The sequence below is a fragment of the Paenibacillus thalictri genome (genome assembly GCF_004307995.1).
Lineage (GTDB): Bacteria > Bacillota > Bacilli > Paenibacillales > NBRC-103111 > Paenibacillus_AF > Paenibacillus_AF thalictri.
The window spans coordinates 24740-40027 of sequence record NZ_SIRE01000028.1; the positions used below are offsets into that span (position 1 = coordinate 24740).

At 51.7% G+C, this 15288-nt stretch carries 16 protein-coding genes; 4 read left to right on the forward strand and 12 right to left on the reverse strand.

Translation table 11 applies throughout. The features are described 5' to 3' along the window. Window positions 1-105 precede the first annotated feature (105 nt). Window positions 106-900 (reverse strand): thymidylate synthase, encoded by a 795-nt coding sequence (locus tag EYB31_RS31420; RefSeq protein ID WP_131017457.1) that lies wholly within the window; start codon window positions 898-900, stop codon window positions 106-108. A 199-nt stretch (window positions 901-1099) separates the two neighbouring features. Here EYB31_RS31420 and EYB31_RS31425 point away from each other — a divergent pair, with 199 nt between their 5' ends. Next, window positions 1100-2218: an FtsW/RodA/SpoVE family cell cycle protein gene (locus tag EYB31_RS31425; RefSeq protein ID WP_131017458.1), complete on the forward strand. Its 1119-nt coding sequence runs from the start codon at window positions 1100-1102 to the stop codon at window positions 2216-2218. 81 nt (window positions 2219-2299) lie between these two features. Here the strand turns inward: EYB31_RS31425 and EYB31_RS31430 are convergent, their stop codons facing one another. The 5 genes from EYB31_RS31430 to cyoA form a co-directional block, all read right to left on the reverse strand. Further along, complete coding sequence (locus tag EYB31_RS31430) at window positions 2300-3427, reverse strand: alpha/beta hydrolase family protein (protein ID WP_131017459.1); 1128 nt, start codon at window positions 3425-3427, stop codon at window positions 2300-2302. 371 nt (window positions 3428-3798) lie between these two features. After that, a complete protein-coding gene (gene cyoD, locus EYB31_RS31435) occupies window positions 3799-4128 on the reverse strand; it encodes a cytochrome o ubiquinol oxidase subunit IV (RefSeq protein WP_131017460.1) in 330 nt (109 codons plus the stop codon). A 1-nt stretch (window position 4129) separates the two neighbouring features. After that, on the reverse strand, window positions 4130-4735 hold the full coding sequence (gene cyoC / locus EYB31_RS31440) for a cytochrome o ubiquinol oxidase subunit III (RefSeq protein ID WP_131017461.1): 606 nt from the start codon (window positions 4733-4735) through the stop codon (window positions 4130-4132). Next, window positions 4735-6708 carry a cbb3-type cytochrome c oxidase subunit I gene (locus EYB31_RS31445; RefSeq protein WP_131017462.1) on the reverse strand — a complete coding sequence of 658 codons (1974 nt, stop codon included), beginning with the start codon at window positions 6706-6708 and terminating at the stop codon, window positions 4735-4737. Before EYB31_RS31445 ends, cyoC begins: the two co-directional genes overlap by 1 nt. A 24-nt stretch (window positions 6709-6732) precedes the next feature. Continuing rightward, window positions 6733-7758 carry a ubiquinol oxidase subunit II gene (cyoA, locus tag EYB31_RS31450; RefSeq protein WP_131017463.1) on the reverse strand — a complete coding sequence of 342 codons (1026 nt, stop codon included), beginning with the start codon at window positions 7756-7758 and terminating at the stop codon, window positions 6733-6735. 363 nt (window positions 7759-8121) lie between these two features. Here cyoA and EYB31_RS40450 point away from each other — a divergent pair, with 363 nt between their 5' ends. Further along, window positions 8122-8259 carry a hypothetical protein gene (locus EYB31_RS40450; protein WP_165452713.1) on the forward strand — a complete coding sequence of 46 codons (138 nt, stop codon included), beginning with the start codon at window positions 8122-8124 and terminating at the stop codon, window positions 8257-8259. 66 nt (window positions 8260-8325) lie between these two features. On the opposite strand, the gene EYB31_RS31455 is transcribed toward EYB31_RS40450, so the two are convergent. Continuing rightward, the gene (locus tag EYB31_RS31455; protein ID WP_240763083.1) at window positions 8326-10041 is read right to left on the reverse strand and encodes a DUF4091 domain-containing protein; all 1716 of its coding nucleotides are present in this window, start codon (window positions 10039-10041) and stop codon (window positions 8326-8328) included. Window positions 10042-10176: 135 nt separating this feature from the next. On the opposite strand from EYB31_RS31455, the gene EYB31_RS31460 reads away from it, so the two are divergent. Then, on the forward strand, window positions 10177-10599 hold the full coding sequence (locus tag EYB31_RS31460) for a DUF3888 domain-containing protein (protein ID WP_131017464.1): 423 nt from the start codon (window positions 10177-10179) through the stop codon (window positions 10597-10599). Then, a complete protein-coding gene (locus tag EYB31_RS31465; protein ID WP_131017465.1) occupies window positions 10596-10844 on the forward strand; it encodes a DUF3951 domain-containing protein in 249 nt (82 codons plus the stop codon). Before EYB31_RS31460 ends, EYB31_RS31465 begins: the two co-directional genes overlap by 4 nt. 175 nt (window positions 10845-11019) lie before the next feature. Here EYB31_RS31465 and EYB31_RS31470 read toward each other — a convergent pair whose 3' ends face one another. The 5 genes from EYB31_RS31470 to EYB31_RS31490 all read right to left on the reverse strand — a co-directional run bounded on the left by EYB31_RS31470 (window position 11020) and on the right by EYB31_RS31490 (window position 15118). Next, complete coding sequence (locus EYB31_RS31470; RefSeq protein ID WP_131017466.1) at window positions 11020-11292, reverse strand: hypothetical protein; 273 nt, start codon at window positions 11290-11292, stop codon at window positions 11020-11022. Window positions 11293-11441: 149 nt separating this feature from the next. Further along, complete coding sequence (locus EYB31_RS31475) at window positions 11442-11756, reverse strand: YbjQ family protein (RefSeq protein ID WP_131017467.1); 315 nt, start codon at window positions 11754-11756, stop codon at window positions 11442-11444. Between the two features lie 75 nt (window positions 11757-11831). Further along, window positions 11832-12914: an iron-containing alcohol dehydrogenase family protein gene (locus EYB31_RS31480; protein WP_131017468.1), complete on the reverse strand. Its 1083-nt coding sequence runs from the start codon at window positions 12912-12914 to the stop codon at window positions 11832-11834. Between the two features lie 30 nt (window positions 12915-12944). Further along, a complete protein-coding gene (locus tag EYB31_RS31485) occupies window positions 12945-14090 on the reverse strand; it encodes a mandelate racemase/muconate lactonizing enzyme family protein (protein ID WP_131017469.1) in 1146 nt (381 codons plus the stop codon). Beyond that, window positions 14087-15118: a M14 family metallopeptidase gene (locus EYB31_RS31490; protein ID WP_240763093.1), complete on the reverse strand. Its 1032-nt coding sequence runs from the start codon at window positions 15116-15118 to the stop codon at window positions 14087-14089. The genes EYB31_RS31485 and EYB31_RS31490 overlap by 4 nt, the downstream gene beginning before the upstream one ends. Between the last annotated feature and the right edge of the window lie 170 nt (window positions 15119-15288).

Sequence of the window (15288 nt, forward strand, 5' to 3'; positions counted from 1 at the left end):
CATCGGTTCAGGCCCATTGAAAAAAGAGCCTCCCCGCCGACGGAAAAGTCTGACCGTCCCATCTCCTGAGGAAGCTCTTTTTATATTTTATTTTAACGTTAACGTTTAAATCGCAATCGGCGCTTTGATCCCGGGATGAGACTGATAACCGGCGATTTCGAAATCCTCGAATACGTAATCGAAGATGGAATCCGGTTTTCTTCGAATATGCAGCGTTGGCAGCGGATATGGTTCCCGTGTCAGCTGGCGCTTTACTTGCTCCAGATGGTTTAAGTAAATGTGCACATCGCCGCCGGTCCAAATCAGCTCTCCGGCTTCCAGCCCGCACTGCTCCGCAATCATATGTGTCAGCAGCGCATAAGAAGCAATGTTGAACGGCAAGCCGAGGAACGTATCGACCGACCTCATCTGGAACATACACGACAAATGCCCGTCCGCAACATAAAACTGCATTGCATAATGGCAAGGAGGCAGCGCCATGCCGTCCACTTCGGCCGGATTCCACGCGCTGACCATATGCCGCCGCGAGTCCGGATTTTTCTTGATTTGCTGCACCACATTGGCGATCTGATCGACAACTTGCCCGTTCGGGCCAAGCCAGGTACGCCACTGCGCGCCGTACACCCGGCCGAGATTGCCTTGTTCGTCGGCCCACTCGTCCCAGATGGTCACGCCGTTCTCCTGGAGGTAACGAACGTTCGTTTCTCCGCTCAAAAACCATAACAGTTCGTGAACGATCGATTTGATGTGCAGTTTTTTCGTTGTAAGCAGCGGAAACCCCTGCCGCAGATCAAACCGCAGCTGTCTTCCGAAAACGGAGATCGTGCCGGTACCGGTACGGTCTTCTTTCCGCACGCCATGCTCCAATATATCGTTAAGCAATTCCAGATACGCCTTCATAATCCACCTCTTCAATTACTTTCTCCGCCGCGGCGCAAGAATGAATAAGTATCATTATATAACGTTCAGGATGGTAAACAAAGCCCCCCCGTATGGAGGTGAATATTCTTAGTTGCCAGCCTGTACATTATGATGCTAACCTAGTATTCTTAAAAAGGCTTCTCTAGATGAGATACTGAAATGAAAGAGTGGATGGGTCATGCTGAACAAAATTAAACGAATCGACGTCCCCATATTGATGATTCTGCTCGTTTTTATGGGAATGAGCACGGCGGTTATTTATAGCGCAACGCAAGGCACCAGTTTTGCCGGCATTCATATCAACAATATCGTTACATTTGCCGTCCTGTTCGTGCCGTTGATCCTTGTAGCGTTGTTCGATTACCGTATCATAGTCCAGCACTTGTCTTATATCTTATACGGCGTGGGGATTTTACTGCTGCTGTTTGTCGTTTTTAAAGGGATGAATATTAACGGTTCGCAGCGCTGGATCGACCTGAAGGTGATGGCCTTCCAGCCCTCCGAGCTGATGAAGCTGTTTATTATTCTGGTTTTGTCCAAATGGCTCAAAACCCGCAACGGGCATTCTCTGCGTTTGACAAATGATTTGCTGCCCCTTGGCGCGCTTGTTGCCGTACCTTTTTTCATCGTACTCCAGCAGCCCGATCTGGGTACCTCCATCGTGTTTTTGGCGATTTTTATCGGCATGATGTGGATCGGAAATATCGAGTGGAAACATCTGATCGCCGGGCTGAGTGCCGTTGCTGTGGTGGTGGCCAGCGTGACCGCGTTGTACTTTTACAATTTTGCCTTGTTCTCCAAAATCGTCAAACCGCACCAGCTGCACCGAATCCAGACCTTTCTCGACCCCACCTTGGACGCCAATAACAGCTGGCATGTGCTGAACTCGATTAAAGCCATATCGTTTGGCCAATTGATGGGGGAAGGCTTCCGGCACGGCAGAATGGTTCAAGGAGGGTTTATCCCTTACGATTACGCGGATTCGATTTTTGTGGTGATCGGCGAGGAGTTCGGGTTTCTTGGCGCTTCCGCTTTGTTTATGCTTTATTTTATTCTGATCTACCGGATGATCCGTATTGCCGTGGATACCAGGGACGATGAAGGCAAATATTTGATCGTGGGCGTTATTTCGATGTTTACGCTGCAAATTTTCGAAAATGTGGCGATGCATACCGGCCTGATGCCACTTACGGGGATCGCGCTGCCTTTTGTCAGCTATGGCGGCAGCTCGCTGCTCACCAACATGCTAGCTATCGGCTTTGTGCTGAGTGTCAAGATTCATGAGGAACCTTTGTAATCGCGCCACGCAAAAATGCCGCCATGCCCATTTCGGGACATGGACGGCAAGCGGCGGCACTGCCCGCATAAACGGATCCATTTACTGTAGATGCCGGTCCGCAGCATCGATGAAACACGACCAATCGTATTCGGTCAAATCGTGTTTTCCTGCTCTCAGATGGTACGCGATGCGCCCTTCTTGCAGCGGATATCCCGGATCCGGCTTTTCCCGCCGGCCCGCCGCGGCCAAACCTTTAAGCCCATACAATTCATAGACGGGACTGGCCAGCGTGCATGCCCAATATTCCGCATCCGGATCGGCCCATGTATCTTCCGTAGCGCTGGTGACATAAAGCAGCCGGGGCGCGGCAAGAGCGAGCAGCATGTGCTGATCCACCGGCAAATCGTTTTCCTTGCCGTTGTAGCTTTTGAAATTGCCGCTAAACCAGTGGGGGAACTTTTCATTGATCGCCTGAACCGTCTCGCCTTGCTTGCCCCTGCTGACAGCAGCTCCGCCGCAGCCGGAGTTGTTACTGACCACCATCGCAAACCGATCATCTTGCGCTCCGCACCAAAGCGCCGTTTTGCCGCCTCTGGAGTGTCCGACGACAGCAACTCGATTGGCGTCGATATCCGGATCTTCTGCGAGATAATCCATCACGCGGCTTGCTCCCCAAGCCCATGCGGCGATCGTTCCCCATGCATCGCCTTCACGAGTAATGCCAGGGGGGTCGAATATGCCGTGGACACCGTTTATAAAACCGTCATGGTCGTCCGGATCGACATCCGCCACATGAAACGCTGCCGCCGCATAACCGCGGGATACGATATATTCCGCCGGCCAGAAAGCGCTTTTGATAGTACGGTCAGGATCGATATGTTCCTCTTCCCGGTTGTTGATGAGCAGGAAAGCGGGTACTGGCCGATGGATGTCCGCAGGAATAAACAGGAGTAAACGGATGACCCCCGTACCTCCAGGGCCTTCATAAACGATGTTGATTTGTTTCCTTACCGCTCTGCCGTCCATCCATCCGTCCGAACGATCCACCGTTTCAAACCGCAGCTCAGCCGGCCGGTCTATTGCATTTCTGCCGTAGACATGCTGCCGAAACAACTCCAGAATCTCGGGCCGTCTCAGCTGCCATTGCTCCCGCGTCGTAATTCGCTCGCCTTCGCTTCCTGTCAGAAGATCCGGCAGCTCCCATTTTCCTGCTGCAATATGCTCCATCCCCGCTCCACTCGCTTTCTCACCGTTTGATAAGCTGCTTCCTAACGCAGGTTGTAAAAAGCTGTAAGTAAGTCCATTATATCAAGCATTTGGCGTCCCCGGACGCTTGGCACCAGATTTTTTTCATAAAACATACGCCCGGTAAAAGCAAAAAGACCCCCGCCGCTTGGGGAGGCCACTGAAAAAGTGAACGCTGCATGAGCGAATCATGCTTACAATCGCCAATTGTCCCCGAATTTCTTGAATGTACCTGCTTGCGGCAGGTGAAATTCGGGGACAAAAGCGAACGCTGGCGCTTCTCCAGCATGATTTCGTTCACTCCGCTGCTTTTTCAGTGGCCCCCCGCCAAGGCGAGGGCCGTGAAGTCGCGCTTAATGCGCAACCTGGTTGTAGGTCATAATCCAAATCGATCCGGCGACAATCGTCAGCAGGATGATGATGCCGAGTACCAAAGCGGACATGTTCCAGCGGGCGTTTTCCCCATCTTTCAAATGCATGAAGAAAAACAGCTGCACCGCAAATTGCAAGACCGCCATAATCAGGATCAGGAGAAGCGTTGCCGTCCTGCCCAGCATGCCGTTCATCACTACGACTAGCGGGATAATCGTCAGCACGATGGAAAGCGCAAAACCGATCACGTACGACTTGAGCGATCCGTGCGATGCTTGATGCTCATGGGAAGAAGTGTTGTTTGCTGCCACGTTACATCACCCCCATCAAATAAACGACGGTAAAGACGAAAATCCATACGACGTCGAGAAAATGCCAGTACAAGCTCAGAACTTCCACTTTGCGTTTGGTGACCGGCGTAATGCCTCTTTTGCCAAGCTGCAGCATCAGCCCGACCATCCACACAAGGCCAAGCGAGACGTGAAGCCCGTGCGTGCCGACCAGCGCGAAAAATCCGGATAAAAACGCGCTGGTGCTCATTGTTGCGCCTTCATGCACAGCCATCGTGACAAACTCCGTTACTTCGAGCGCGATAAAAGAGGCGCCAAGCAGCGCGGTGACGACAAGCCAGCCGATCAACTGGTTTTTGCGTCCCTGATGCATTGCCAATACGGCAAGCCCGCTGGTAAAGCTGCTTGTAAGAAGGATGAACGTTTCGGCGATAATACCCGGCATTTTGAACAGCTCATGCGGCGTTGGTCCGCCATTGGTATTGCCGTGAAGCACCACATAGGTGGCGAATAAGGAACCGAACAAAATACAGTCGGTAATCAGAAATATCCAGAACCCGAATGTCTTGAGCGACTCGTGATCCTCATGCTCATGATGAGCGTGTTCATGCGCTGCAGCGTGTGCCATCAGACCTTCGCCCCCCTCAATGCGGATTCGGTCCGCTCAATTTCATCAACAGGAATATAATAATCCGTATCGTAAGTGAACGAGCGTGTGATCATACAGATGCCGATACCTACAAGCGCCGGAATCGACATCCACATCCAGCCCCATACAAAACCGAAGCCGGCGACAAACCAGAGTGCCGATTTGATAAACGGAATGGCCGAGTTTTTCGGCATATGAATCGGCTCCAGCGGTATCTTCGGCGTGCGTGCCGTACCTTTCAAGCGAGCTTGCTTCCGTTCCCACCAATCGTCCACATGCTCCACTTGCGGCAGCGTGGCAAAGTTATAAGCCGGAGCGGGAGACGGAATCGACCATTCCAACGTGCGGCCGTCCCATGGATCGCCGGTTGTATCTTTTTCTTGAAACTTGATGCTATGAGCGATTTGCCATACTTGGAACAGGAACCCGATACCCATCAGGAAACCGCCGACTGTCGATATCATATTAAGCGGGCCCCAGCCCATATCGAAGTCGTACACGTACACACGCCGCGTCATCCCCATGAGACCAAGGAAATATTGCGGCATAAAGCAGACATAGAAGCCGATATTCCAGAGCCAGAACGCCCATTTGCCAAGATGCTCGTTAAGCTTGAAGCCGAACATTTTCGGCCACCAATAATACAGTCCGGCGAAGTAACCAAAAGCGACGCCGCCGATCAGTACCTGATGGAAATGCGCGATCAGGAAGTAGCTGTTGTGGAACTGGAAGTCCGCCGGCGCCACGGAAAGCAGCACCCCGGTCATGCCGCCGACGACAAAACACGGAATAAACGCAATCGTCCACATCATCGGCGTTTTAAATCGAATCCGGCCGCGGAACATCGTAAACAGCCAGTTGAAAACTTTCACCCCGGTCGGGATCGCAATCGCCATCGTGGATATGGCAAAAAATGTATTTACATCCGCACCCGAACCCATCGTAAAGAAGTGATGGGCCCAAGTGAAAAACGACAGCACGCTGATAATCAGCATCGCAAATACCATCGATTTATAGCCAAACAGCTTCTTTTTGGAAAATGTAGCCACAATCTCGGAAAAAATCCCGAATGCCGGAACTACGACAATGTATACCTCGGGGTGTCCCCACATCCAGATCAGGTTGATGTACATCATCGGGTTGCCGCCGCCGTCGAGCGTAAAGAAATGCGCGCCGACAAAACGGTCAAGGAACAACAGCGCCAGCGTGACGGTCAGAATCGGGAATGCAAAGATGATCATGATGCAGCTCGAAAATACGGACCAGGTGAACATCGGCATTTTCATCAGCTTCATGCCTGGGGCGCGCATTTTCAGAATGGTCACGATAAAGTTAATGCCTGTTGCCAAACTCCCGATACCGGAAATTTGAATGCCCCAAATATAGAAGTTCTGCCCTACGCCCGGGCTATGCGACACTTCGGAAAGCGGCGGGTACGCAAGCCATCCGGCATCCGGCGAACCGCCGATAATAAACGATACGTTAAACAGCATCGCGCCCCAGAAAAACATCCAGAAGCTCAGCGAGTTCAGGAACGGATACGCCACGTCGCGGGCGCCGATTTGCAGCGGTACGACGATATTAAAAAGACCAAACATCAGCGGCATCGCCATAAACAAAATCATGATGACGCCATGTGTCGTAAATATTTGGTTATAGTGATCGGCTTGCAGGAACTGCGCGTTCGGCACCGCAAGCTGCAGCCGCATCAGCAGCGCATCCACGCCGCCGCGGAACAGCATAAGGATGGAGCATATGATATACATGATGCCGATACGCTTATGATCGACGCTTGTCAGCCATTCGCGCCACAGCCAACCCCATTTTTGAAAAAACGAAAGCACGGCGACGATAGCCACCATCGCAATGGCGATACTGACCTGTGCCCCGAGAATAAGCGGGTCGCCGGTTACGAAAAACCAGGATGCGAAATGCTTGATTTGATCCAGCATGGGCTTTTACTTCCTTTCCATTATCTAGTGGCCTGCATGATGCCCGGCCTGCTCAGGTTTTTGCTGCGCTTGCGGTTGTGCCGGAGCTTTTGGCTCCGCAGAAGACTGCTTGACATCGCCCCCCGTTTGCGAAGACGAGCCCATGTCCGTCTGGCCGCTTCCCATCGTATGGGAGCCGTGGGCGTGCCCTTGTCCTCCAGCCGCATATTTGGTGACGATTTTATTAAACAATCCTTCGGGGAACGAGGAGTAATATTGCTTCACCGATTTGCCCGGTTTGGCCAGTGCATCGTAGGTCTCCATCGTCAGGCCCGGCGACGATTTCTTGATCTGCTGAACCCATGCGTCAAAGTCAGCCTGACTTGTCGCTTTTACGTCAAACCGCATATCGGCAAAATGCTCGCCGCTGAAATTGGCTCCAGACCCGAAATACGTACCCGGTTCGTCAGCCTGCAAAAACAGCGTCATCGCCATACCGGACATCGTGTACATCTGTCCGCCCAGCTGCGGAATCCAAAACGAGTTCATCGGCGCATCGGATGTAAGCTCGAACTTAATCGGCACGCCTTCCGGTATTTGGATCGAGTTGACGGTCGCTATGCCAAGCTCAGGATATGTGAAGAGCCATTTCCAGTCCAGCGACGTCGCTTGAATGACGACCGGCTTCTGGGCCGATTCGATCGGCTTGGACGGCTCCAGATGATGCGTATACCGTGCGGTAGTGATGGCCAATATGATGATAACAATGATAGGAATTCCCCACCATACGATTTCCATCGTTGTACTGTGCGACCAATTCGGCTGGTAGGCCGCTTTGTTCTCCGGCTTATCGCGGTAACGCCAGACGATATAGGCGGTTAAGATAAGTACCGGCACCAAGATGACCGCGCACAAGATGGAGGAAAAATAAATCAGATCTTTCTGGCTTTGCCCGATTGGACCTTTAGGGTCGAGCACGATGATTTGTTCTCCGCAGCCCGATACAAGGGCAAGCATAAACATCACAAGCAGCGGAATTGCGGCCCGAAAAACTTGTTTCGGCTTTTGCATGGCGATCCTCCTTAACAACTTTCTTCATAAGGTTGTTTCATGTTTTTTCTGGGTTGCGCCAGCAAAATTGGCTTCGTCAGCAAGTCCTCCGCCACCCTATGAATTCAATGTCACTGGCTTCATGAAACAATGTGATTTCTTTCACTATTAACATAACAGATTTCCACATATTATTCTCCTCAGTTAACAAATTAGTCATCGGTTTGCCTTTTGTTGGACAAAACTTTTGTCACGAAGTTGCCGCAATCTCACCCGACCGGCGTGAGCGGCGCTTGTCCTTAACCGAAATATTTTATCGTTCTTGCCCGTATTTCATTCACATCTCCATCATACATATGGACTAAAGGAGGTGACGTGCGATTTATGGGCCAGCACCAAACGCTTTACATCGTCGTGATAGACGAGATGAGTCATTGTTTTTCCACTTATGACGAATTCTGCAACTTTATGTCGGAGAACAGCCACCGCTGCATCACCAAAATTGAAAAAAGCGAGGATTAAGCTTGGCAGCCCAATTCCCTCGCTTTTGATCGATACACGATTCGAATCCCTTTTTATGAATGCGCTTTATTGTGTCAGCAAGCGGTCGTAATGTTCAGGGGTCAAGCTGTACAGCTCCTTGCCGTTTTTTCGCGAGGAAGGGCTGAGTTCAGACGGGTGGTCAAAATAAAACACGGAGTCGACCAAAGCCTGCACCGTCTCAGCTTGACCGGCCGCTTTGCGGATTTGCATCAGCTCGAAGTCGCGGATGCCGCGCAGCAGCCATTTATAACGCAGCGACAGCAGCGGCCTGCCCCTACTGCCCGGATAAACAAGGCACAAATCGCCGGCCTTCCAGTCGGGATATCGGTAAGACGCTTCCGAAAGCGGATTGTCGCTCCAGGCGGTAAAACTCCAGCGCAGCAGTCCGTCAAGCTGCCATTTCTCCACAAGCCACGGAAGCAGCCGGCTTTCCAGAGGCGGGGAGACCAGCAGCGTATTCGGCCGTACCGGGTTGCAGCACACATACGCCATCAGCTTTCCCGGTATCGTCTTGCGCAGCTCCATGAGCCGTTCGAACTGTTCGGCCGCACAATGAAGAATCGGCACATAATCCACGATTTCGTTTATGCCGCATTCGATAAACTCGGCGTGGTCCAGCGCAATTTTGTAACGCAGCCGCGGCGCGGTTTCCCGCAAAAAATCCACCCTCTTGCGAAAAAGCTCCATATCGCTGGGTTCATCGGCCATTACCCTGACCTTCTCGATCCAGCCGGCCTCCACGAAATGCCGTTCCAGCGCGGCGATGTATTCGGCCAGATGTTCCTTCTCAGTGATAAAAGCGTAAACGCCCCTGCTTTCGTCATAATAGCGGACTCGCATGCCGTCCGGCACCCCGTCCACAATTGCACCGTAACCCGCCTCAGGATCCTGCCAAATGCTCAGCAGCCCGAATACTTCGATCTCCTTGTCGATCCCGTATTTAGCTGCCAGGCCGATATACCGGTCCATGGCCGAGAAATCGCAGCTGAGCTTGTCGTCGGATCCGAGAGTAACCTTGATCATGCTATACTCGAACAAATCGGAAGGCCGCCGAACCCGGTGAGACCATTGCCCCGACCAGGGGATTTCCGACACGACTACCGAAGCGGCCTTAGCGCCAAGCGCTCCCAACGCCTGCAAATAATGATCCAAAATCGCAAAATGATCCTCCGACCATAATTCAACGTCGTACTTGCGTGCTATGTTTGAATTGTGCTGCCACAAATCGAGGTAAAAGCGGTAGTCGGCCGGTTCAGGCAGCAGCCAGTCCTTGACCGTGACGGAAAACGAGCATTCTTCCACGCAGCGCTCCTCTTCAAACATTTCATGTATGTACAAACGCAGTTTGCCTTCATATACTCCGGACGGAGTTGACTCGTCCGTATGAACCTCTACCCACACCTGCTGGATTTTGCGCCGCTCGACGAAAATCTGCTTTTGCTCCAGCAGCACATCCGATTTACTGACCCTATCGTCGTCCTCCATTAATCCGATCAGCTTGACCTCCGCGCGCACCCCACCGTCCATCTGCAGCTCCAGCCGGGCAACAGGCAGCGGACCCCCTTTCCAGAACAGCGGATCACGGCTCACTGTCAGCATAAAGTCGTCGCTGCCGCTGACTAACGCCTGCACCGCAGCACTGTCGCGTTTGCAGCATACCGTCTCAAGCCGCTTACATGCAGTTTCTTTCCTTCCTTGCTCCCAAAAATTATAATTCCACTCATACTTATAAAACATAGAAGCCAAACCGAAATGCAGCATACCTTTCCTCCTTAACATTGTTCTCGCGAAAATATTGTTCTGCGAAAACTGATTCGCAGCATCCCGGACATTGTATTTTTGCAGCGGTATCGGGTAACCTATAACCATATATCGGAAGATAAAGGAGATTTTTAGATGAAAATAACGCGCATTCTGCTAACTCTCCCGCTGCTGTTCCTCTCCGCCGCAACCGCTGTGCATGCCGAACCTGCAAATATGAAAGGCTCACCGCGGTACGAGGATCTCGCCGTTACCTTACTTACGCCTTATATCACAAAAGAGATCAATCAATATTACAGTAAGACGCTCAAAAACCCTCCGCATTTTGCTCCTTATTATGGAACACGAATATCAATTGAGTCTCCGTCCAAAGAACCCAATGCATTTCTGGTGACGGTTCACGTAGTTCCATATATCGGGGCTCATGTGACGGTAGGAGAAGACGATATCACGTTTACAGTCAACCCGAGCGGTGAGGTCAGCACTACCCAATATACCCATACTAAAGATTACAAACTTCCTCCTAGCCTAGCCGACCAATACATAGGAAAACAATGATAGATTTCGGCGCGCTTACGCTGTTGTCTTTAATTGTCCCCGTATTTGTGTTAATTATCTACATTATGACCAAAGTGCTTATTACCAAGCGAATTCCGGACAGCCGGTATACGCCGTTTGACAGATTGACCGGTCAAACAACCGTGGAATTTCAAATGCAAAAAGAAGAAAAAGAAGAAGACGATGAGCATGGCGACGACAAAAACAAAAACAAGAAAAAGAAGCAGCGGTCCCGCTCCATATAAGAAAAGTTTCTGATTGAAGCAACTTTCGATGAAGTACATTCGTGTCCTAGCTGATGCTTTTCTTGCAATATCAGAATCCTTGAGCTCCGCTCAACACTTATAAATTCTGATATTATAAAATCACCCTCTTAGGCACTTGGCCAAAGAGGGTGTAGTATGTCTTGTATCGTATAAGTTAATGTGATGTTTCTTCCGCTTTCGCCGCCGCGCGGGAAAGCACAAGATGAATCGCAGTGCGAATGACGTAAATATGAACGCTGCCAACCATAAATCCGATGCCCACCATAAGGGATGTGTTGCGGTCGCTAAAATGTTCAATATTCAACAGGCTGATCAAAAGCCCAATTCCAAGAAATACCCACGCCGCAGCCGTCATCATCGTAACAAGGCGGCTCGCATCGCGACCGTTTGCTCCTACTTTACCAACCGATGCCGTTTTTGTAGTCATGTCTGATCCACTCCATAAATTAATGAAAATGCTTTCTAAACAACAGTATACCACACTTTTCACATTTTGTTCATAATAAATTCGCGGATTGGTCAAAAAATCTACACAAAAACTTCGCAGTTGCATAAAGGAGGCAGGTAAAACGAAATTTAGACGATTCTAACCGCCGTCCCGCTGACGGCTACCATCAGCATACCTTCGCGGACCACTTCATAATCGATATCGATGCCGATAATCGCATTGGCGCCCAACTGGGCGGCCTGGGCCTTCATCTCTTCAAGCGATACGTCGCGGGCTTCCTTCAGCTTATTTTCATAAGCTCCGGATCGGCCGCCTACAATATCCGTGATTGACGCGAAAAAGTCGCGCACGATATTGGCGCCCATGATCGCTTCTCCGTTGACGATACCTAAATATTCGGTGATTTTTTTGCCTTCGATGCCCGATGTCGTTGTGACAATCATGCCTTCACTCCTCTCCCATCTTTACTAATGTACCCGGGACCCAAAAAAATATGTATCCGAATCGCGCAGTTAGGATTAATGTTCCCTGCCATATTGGTCGGCCGCTACAATAGCGGCATATACCGTGTCTTCGTTTACGACAAGCGGCAGGTAATGAATCTCCTGTATAGGGTCGCAAGTTAGCCGGGCGCTTTCACGCAAAGATGCATCGGTTAACGATTCGATCCGCAGCTCCGCCATTGTGCTCGGCAGTCCTACTTTACGGTAAAATGGCAGCAGCCGCGCTACCTCGTCTTGCTTTTGCTCAAGCATCAGCTGGCATAAGATGCCGAAAGCGACAAGCTCGCCGTGATAGGTGCGATTAATACCGGATAAATGCGTCATGCCGTTATGAAAAGAATGGGCGCCTGAACCGCGGCATGTATAATGCCCGATGCCACCCACCAGCCCGGCGTATAAAATGTTGACGTCAACGATATTTTTGATGGCTTCTCCCGCTTCGGCTCGTTTATTTTCCTCAATCGCTTGTTCCCCGTATTCAAGCAGCATATCGCGTGCCAGCCCGGCGATCGACAAACCCAAACGGGTGCGCGGATTTAACGTTTTGCCCTCATTCATCGGATTGGCTTCGTACCATTTGGCAAGCGTATCGCCGATCCCGGCAGCCAAATAACGGTAAGGGGCATTCGCTAAAATCAGCGTATCGACCAAGGTGAGGATCGGACAGGAATGAAAATACTCACCTTTTACAAAACGGTGATGCTCGTCATACATAATGGATAGCGGCGTGGTGGAAGCACATGTTGAAGCAAGCGTAGGGATCGTGGCGACAGGCAGCCCAGCGCGAATCCCCGCCAGCTTGACCGTGTCCATGCATTGCCCTCCGCCGACGGCGACAAGCAGATCCGTACCTTCCGGAATCAACGACCGGATGCGGTCCGCTTCGGCATACGTGCAGGTTCCTCCAAACATGATCAGCTCATAAGGCAGGTTCTCCGCCTGCAAGCTTTCCGTCAAAGCGTTCCCTGCATGCTGCCAAGCGGTGCGGCCGCTGACAATAAACAGCCGGCTGCCGAATTTGCGAAGATGTTCCGCGGCGCTGCGCAAAATATCTTTCTCGTGAATGTACATGGTCGGATAGGCCATAGAAATAATCATGATTTACACCCCGCATACCAATTTCCTCCATTATAAAGCGCTTACCTTGTATCTGTCGACGACTTCTTCGTTTAGTTCAACACCAAGACCCGGTCCTGTCGGCACTTGCAGAGTGCCGTCCGCTTCCAGCTTCAGCGGATTCAGCGTCAGCTCTCTGCTCAGCGGCGTGTCGTTGGTGCAGAACTCTTGGAACGTCGGATTTTTCTGGTATGCGTTTAAATGCAAGGATGCAGCGGTCAAAATATCCGATGTCCAGGCATGCGGGATCAGCAATTTCCCCGCTTGCTCAACTACCGAAACGAGGCGGCGCACTTCAGTTAAGCCGCCCGCACGCGAGATATCCGGCTGAATGATGTCGACATCCCCTTCACGAATCAACTGCTCGTATTCGAATAATCCAGCCAGCTGCTCACCGCAGGCGATCCGTGCGTTAACGGAGCGGGATAATTTGCCGTATCCCTGCAAGTTGTCGGACTTTAACGGCTCTTCAACGAAAAATACGCCATACTGTTCGATTTCCTTAACCAGATGAACAGCCAGCTTGACGTCGGAGGTCCACATCCCGTCAACCATGATATCCATATCACCCCCCGCTTCCAGTCGGGCCGCTTCAACCAGCTTCACGATGCTGCGCGGGTCGTCCCACACGATCCCCCACCCAAATTTGATCGCGGTAAATCCGAGCTCGCGGTATTTATGCACAGCCTCCTTCATTCCGGAGGGCGTGTTGCGGAACAACGTGCTGGCATATGCGCGTATTCGTTCATGCTGCCTGCCGCCCATCATCACGCTCACCGGCTGTCCGGTTGCTTTGCCAATGATGTCCCAGATCGCAATGTCGATGGCGCTCATCGCATGAAGGGCGACCCCGCGCCGTCCCTGGTAAAATGAATAGCGGTACATTTTATCCCATATTTTTACAATTTCAAATGGGTTTTCGCCGATTGCCGCATAACGCAGCCCTTCCGAAAAAGCGGGAATATAGCTGGGCGCGTTGATGATCGAATGGACAATATGCGGATGCGAATCGCAATCGGCAATGCCGGTAATCCCTTCATCGGTATGCACCTTCACGATCGCCGCATATTTGGGGCCATGCGAATCGTCGGCTCCGTCTTTCATGCCGTACACATGAGGACTTTCCAAAACGATACATTCCACATCGGTGATTTTCATTGCAGTCCCTCCCCCTCCGCCAAAGGATTTGGTATTTCCTCGGCAATCACCATCACGACGTCGCCCTGCCGCGTCCTGGCCCGGAACTTACGGCAGGCCACATAGCCGTCACGATCGGCTTGAATAATGACGCCCGGGTTCGTAATGTCGTCAAAATCGTGAATACAAACGACAGGATCACCTTTGTTCACAAAAGCCCCGATCGGCGCAAGCGGCTCGGCAATGCCCGAAATCGGAGCCGTAATATAACGGTCAATGTCGGTGTTGGCGGCAAGAACCTGCCGCTTGAACCGCTCGGGCAGCAAACGTTCCAGCTCCCCGGGCATTAGGCCATGCAGCTTCATGACGTTTTTCAATCCCTCATAAGCCCATCTGACGCCTTCCAAATCGGCCGAAGCGCCGTAGCCGAATTCCCCGCCGATCGTAATTTTGCCCATCTTCTCGGCTTCTTCGCTCAACAGACCGGTCCCCATCCCGCCTGTGTATACCAGCGCAAACGGCATGCCAAAAGCAAAAGCCGTCTCCACATGCGCCCGGAACAGCTCCGGATCGTCGATCTGATGGAAGCTGGCCGCGCGCATAATCTCCATTGAGGTACCGGCGGCGTGAATGTCGACGACGATATCCGCCCGGCTTAACACCTCGTGTGTGACAAAATGCGCGATACGCGAAGTAATCGTCCCGTTCGCATCGCCCGGAAACGCGCGGTTCATGTTGCCTCCGTCCAGCGGCGATTCCCGCTGGTCCGCTTGGAAAGCCGGCACATTCAGCACCGGGATCACGATGACCCTGCCGCTGAGCCGCTCCGGCTCCAGCTCGGCGACCAGCTTTTTGCAGCCGATCGGCCCTTCGTATTCGTCCCCGTGCGTTCCGCCGATCGCGACAAGCGTTTTGCCGGGACGGTGCCCGCAAATGACGGATACGGGAACCCGGACGCGCGCCCATTCGCCGTCATATGTAAAAGGGACATGGTACAGCCTATTGCCGGGACTTTCCCAATCGATGTCTTTTACCGGGGTTATGTCCATAATCACTGGCATCTCCACCTTTATTTAGATAATCGTACGTAAGGCCCGCCTACTTATAATTGGCCGCACGCGTAATGCCGTTCATAGGTCATGAACGGCATTGCAGCTTTTAACGGCACGATATCACTTGAAGCCATAAAGCAGGCTTTTTCATCAATTCTGAACAGTAT

What these genes read in the sequence shown, in the direction of transcription:
- EYB31_RS31420 (WP_131017457.1), bottom strand. Translation starts at nt 900, where the DNA reads ATGAAGGCGTATCTGGAATTGCTTAACGATATATTGGAGCATGGCGTG.
- EYB31_RS31425 (WP_131017458.1), top strand. Translation starts at nt 1,100, where the DNA reads ATGCTGAACAAAATTAAACGAATCGACGTCCCCATATTGATGATTCTG.
- EYB31_RS31430 (WP_131017459.1), bottom strand. Translation starts at nt 3,427, where the DNA reads ATGGAGCATATTGCAGCAGGAAAATGGGAGCTGCCGGATCTTCTGACA.
- cyoC (WP_131017461.1), bottom strand. Translation starts at nt 4,735, where the DNA reads ATGGCACACGCTGCAGCGCATGAACACGCTCATCATGAGCATGAGGAT.
- EYB31_RS31445 (WP_131017462.1), bottom strand. Translation starts at nt 6,708, where the DNA reads ATGCTGGATCAAATCAAGCATTTCGCATCCTGGTTTTTCGTAACCGGC.
- cyoA (WP_131017463.1), bottom strand. Translation starts at nt 7,758, where the DNA reads ATGCAAAAGCCGAAACAAGTTTTTCGGGCCGCAATTCCGCTGCTTGTG.
- EYB31_RS40450 (WP_165452713.1), top strand. Translation starts at nt 8,122, where the DNA reads ATGGGCCAGCACCAAACGCTTTACATCGTCGTGATAGACGAGATGAGT.
- EYB31_RS31455 (WP_240763083.1), bottom strand. Translation starts at nt 10,041, where the DNA reads ATGCTGCATTTCGGTTTGGCTTCTATGTTTTATAAGTATGAGTGGAAT.
- EYB31_RS31460 (WP_131017464.1), top strand. Translation starts at nt 10,177, where the DNA reads ATGAAAATAACGCGCATTCTGCTAACTCTCCCGCTGCTGTTCCTCTCC.
- EYB31_RS31465 (WP_131017465.1), top strand. Translation starts at nt 10,596, where the DNA reads ATGATAGATTTCGGCGCGCTTACGCTGTTGTCTTTAATTGTCCCCGTA.
- EYB31_RS31470 (WP_131017466.1), bottom strand. Translation starts at nt 11,292, where the DNA reads ATGACTACAAAAACGGCATCGGTTGGTAAAGTAGGAGCAAACGGTCGC.
- EYB31_RS31475 (WP_131017467.1), bottom strand. Translation starts at nt 11,756, where the DNA reads ATGATTGTCACAACGACATCGGGCATCGAAGGCAAAAAAATCACCGAA.
- EYB31_RS31480 (WP_131017468.1), bottom strand. Translation starts at nt 12,914, where the DNA reads ATGATTATTTCTATGGCCTATCCGACCATGTACATTCACGAGAAAGAT.
- EYB31_RS31485 (WP_131017469.1), bottom strand. Translation starts at nt 14,090, where the DNA reads ATGAAAATCACCGATGTGGAATGTATCGTTTTGGAAAGTCCTCATGTG.
- EYB31_RS31490 (WP_240763093.1), bottom strand. Translation starts at nt 15,118, where the DNA reads ATGGACATAACCCCGGTAAAAGACATCGATTGGGAAAGTCCCGGCAAT.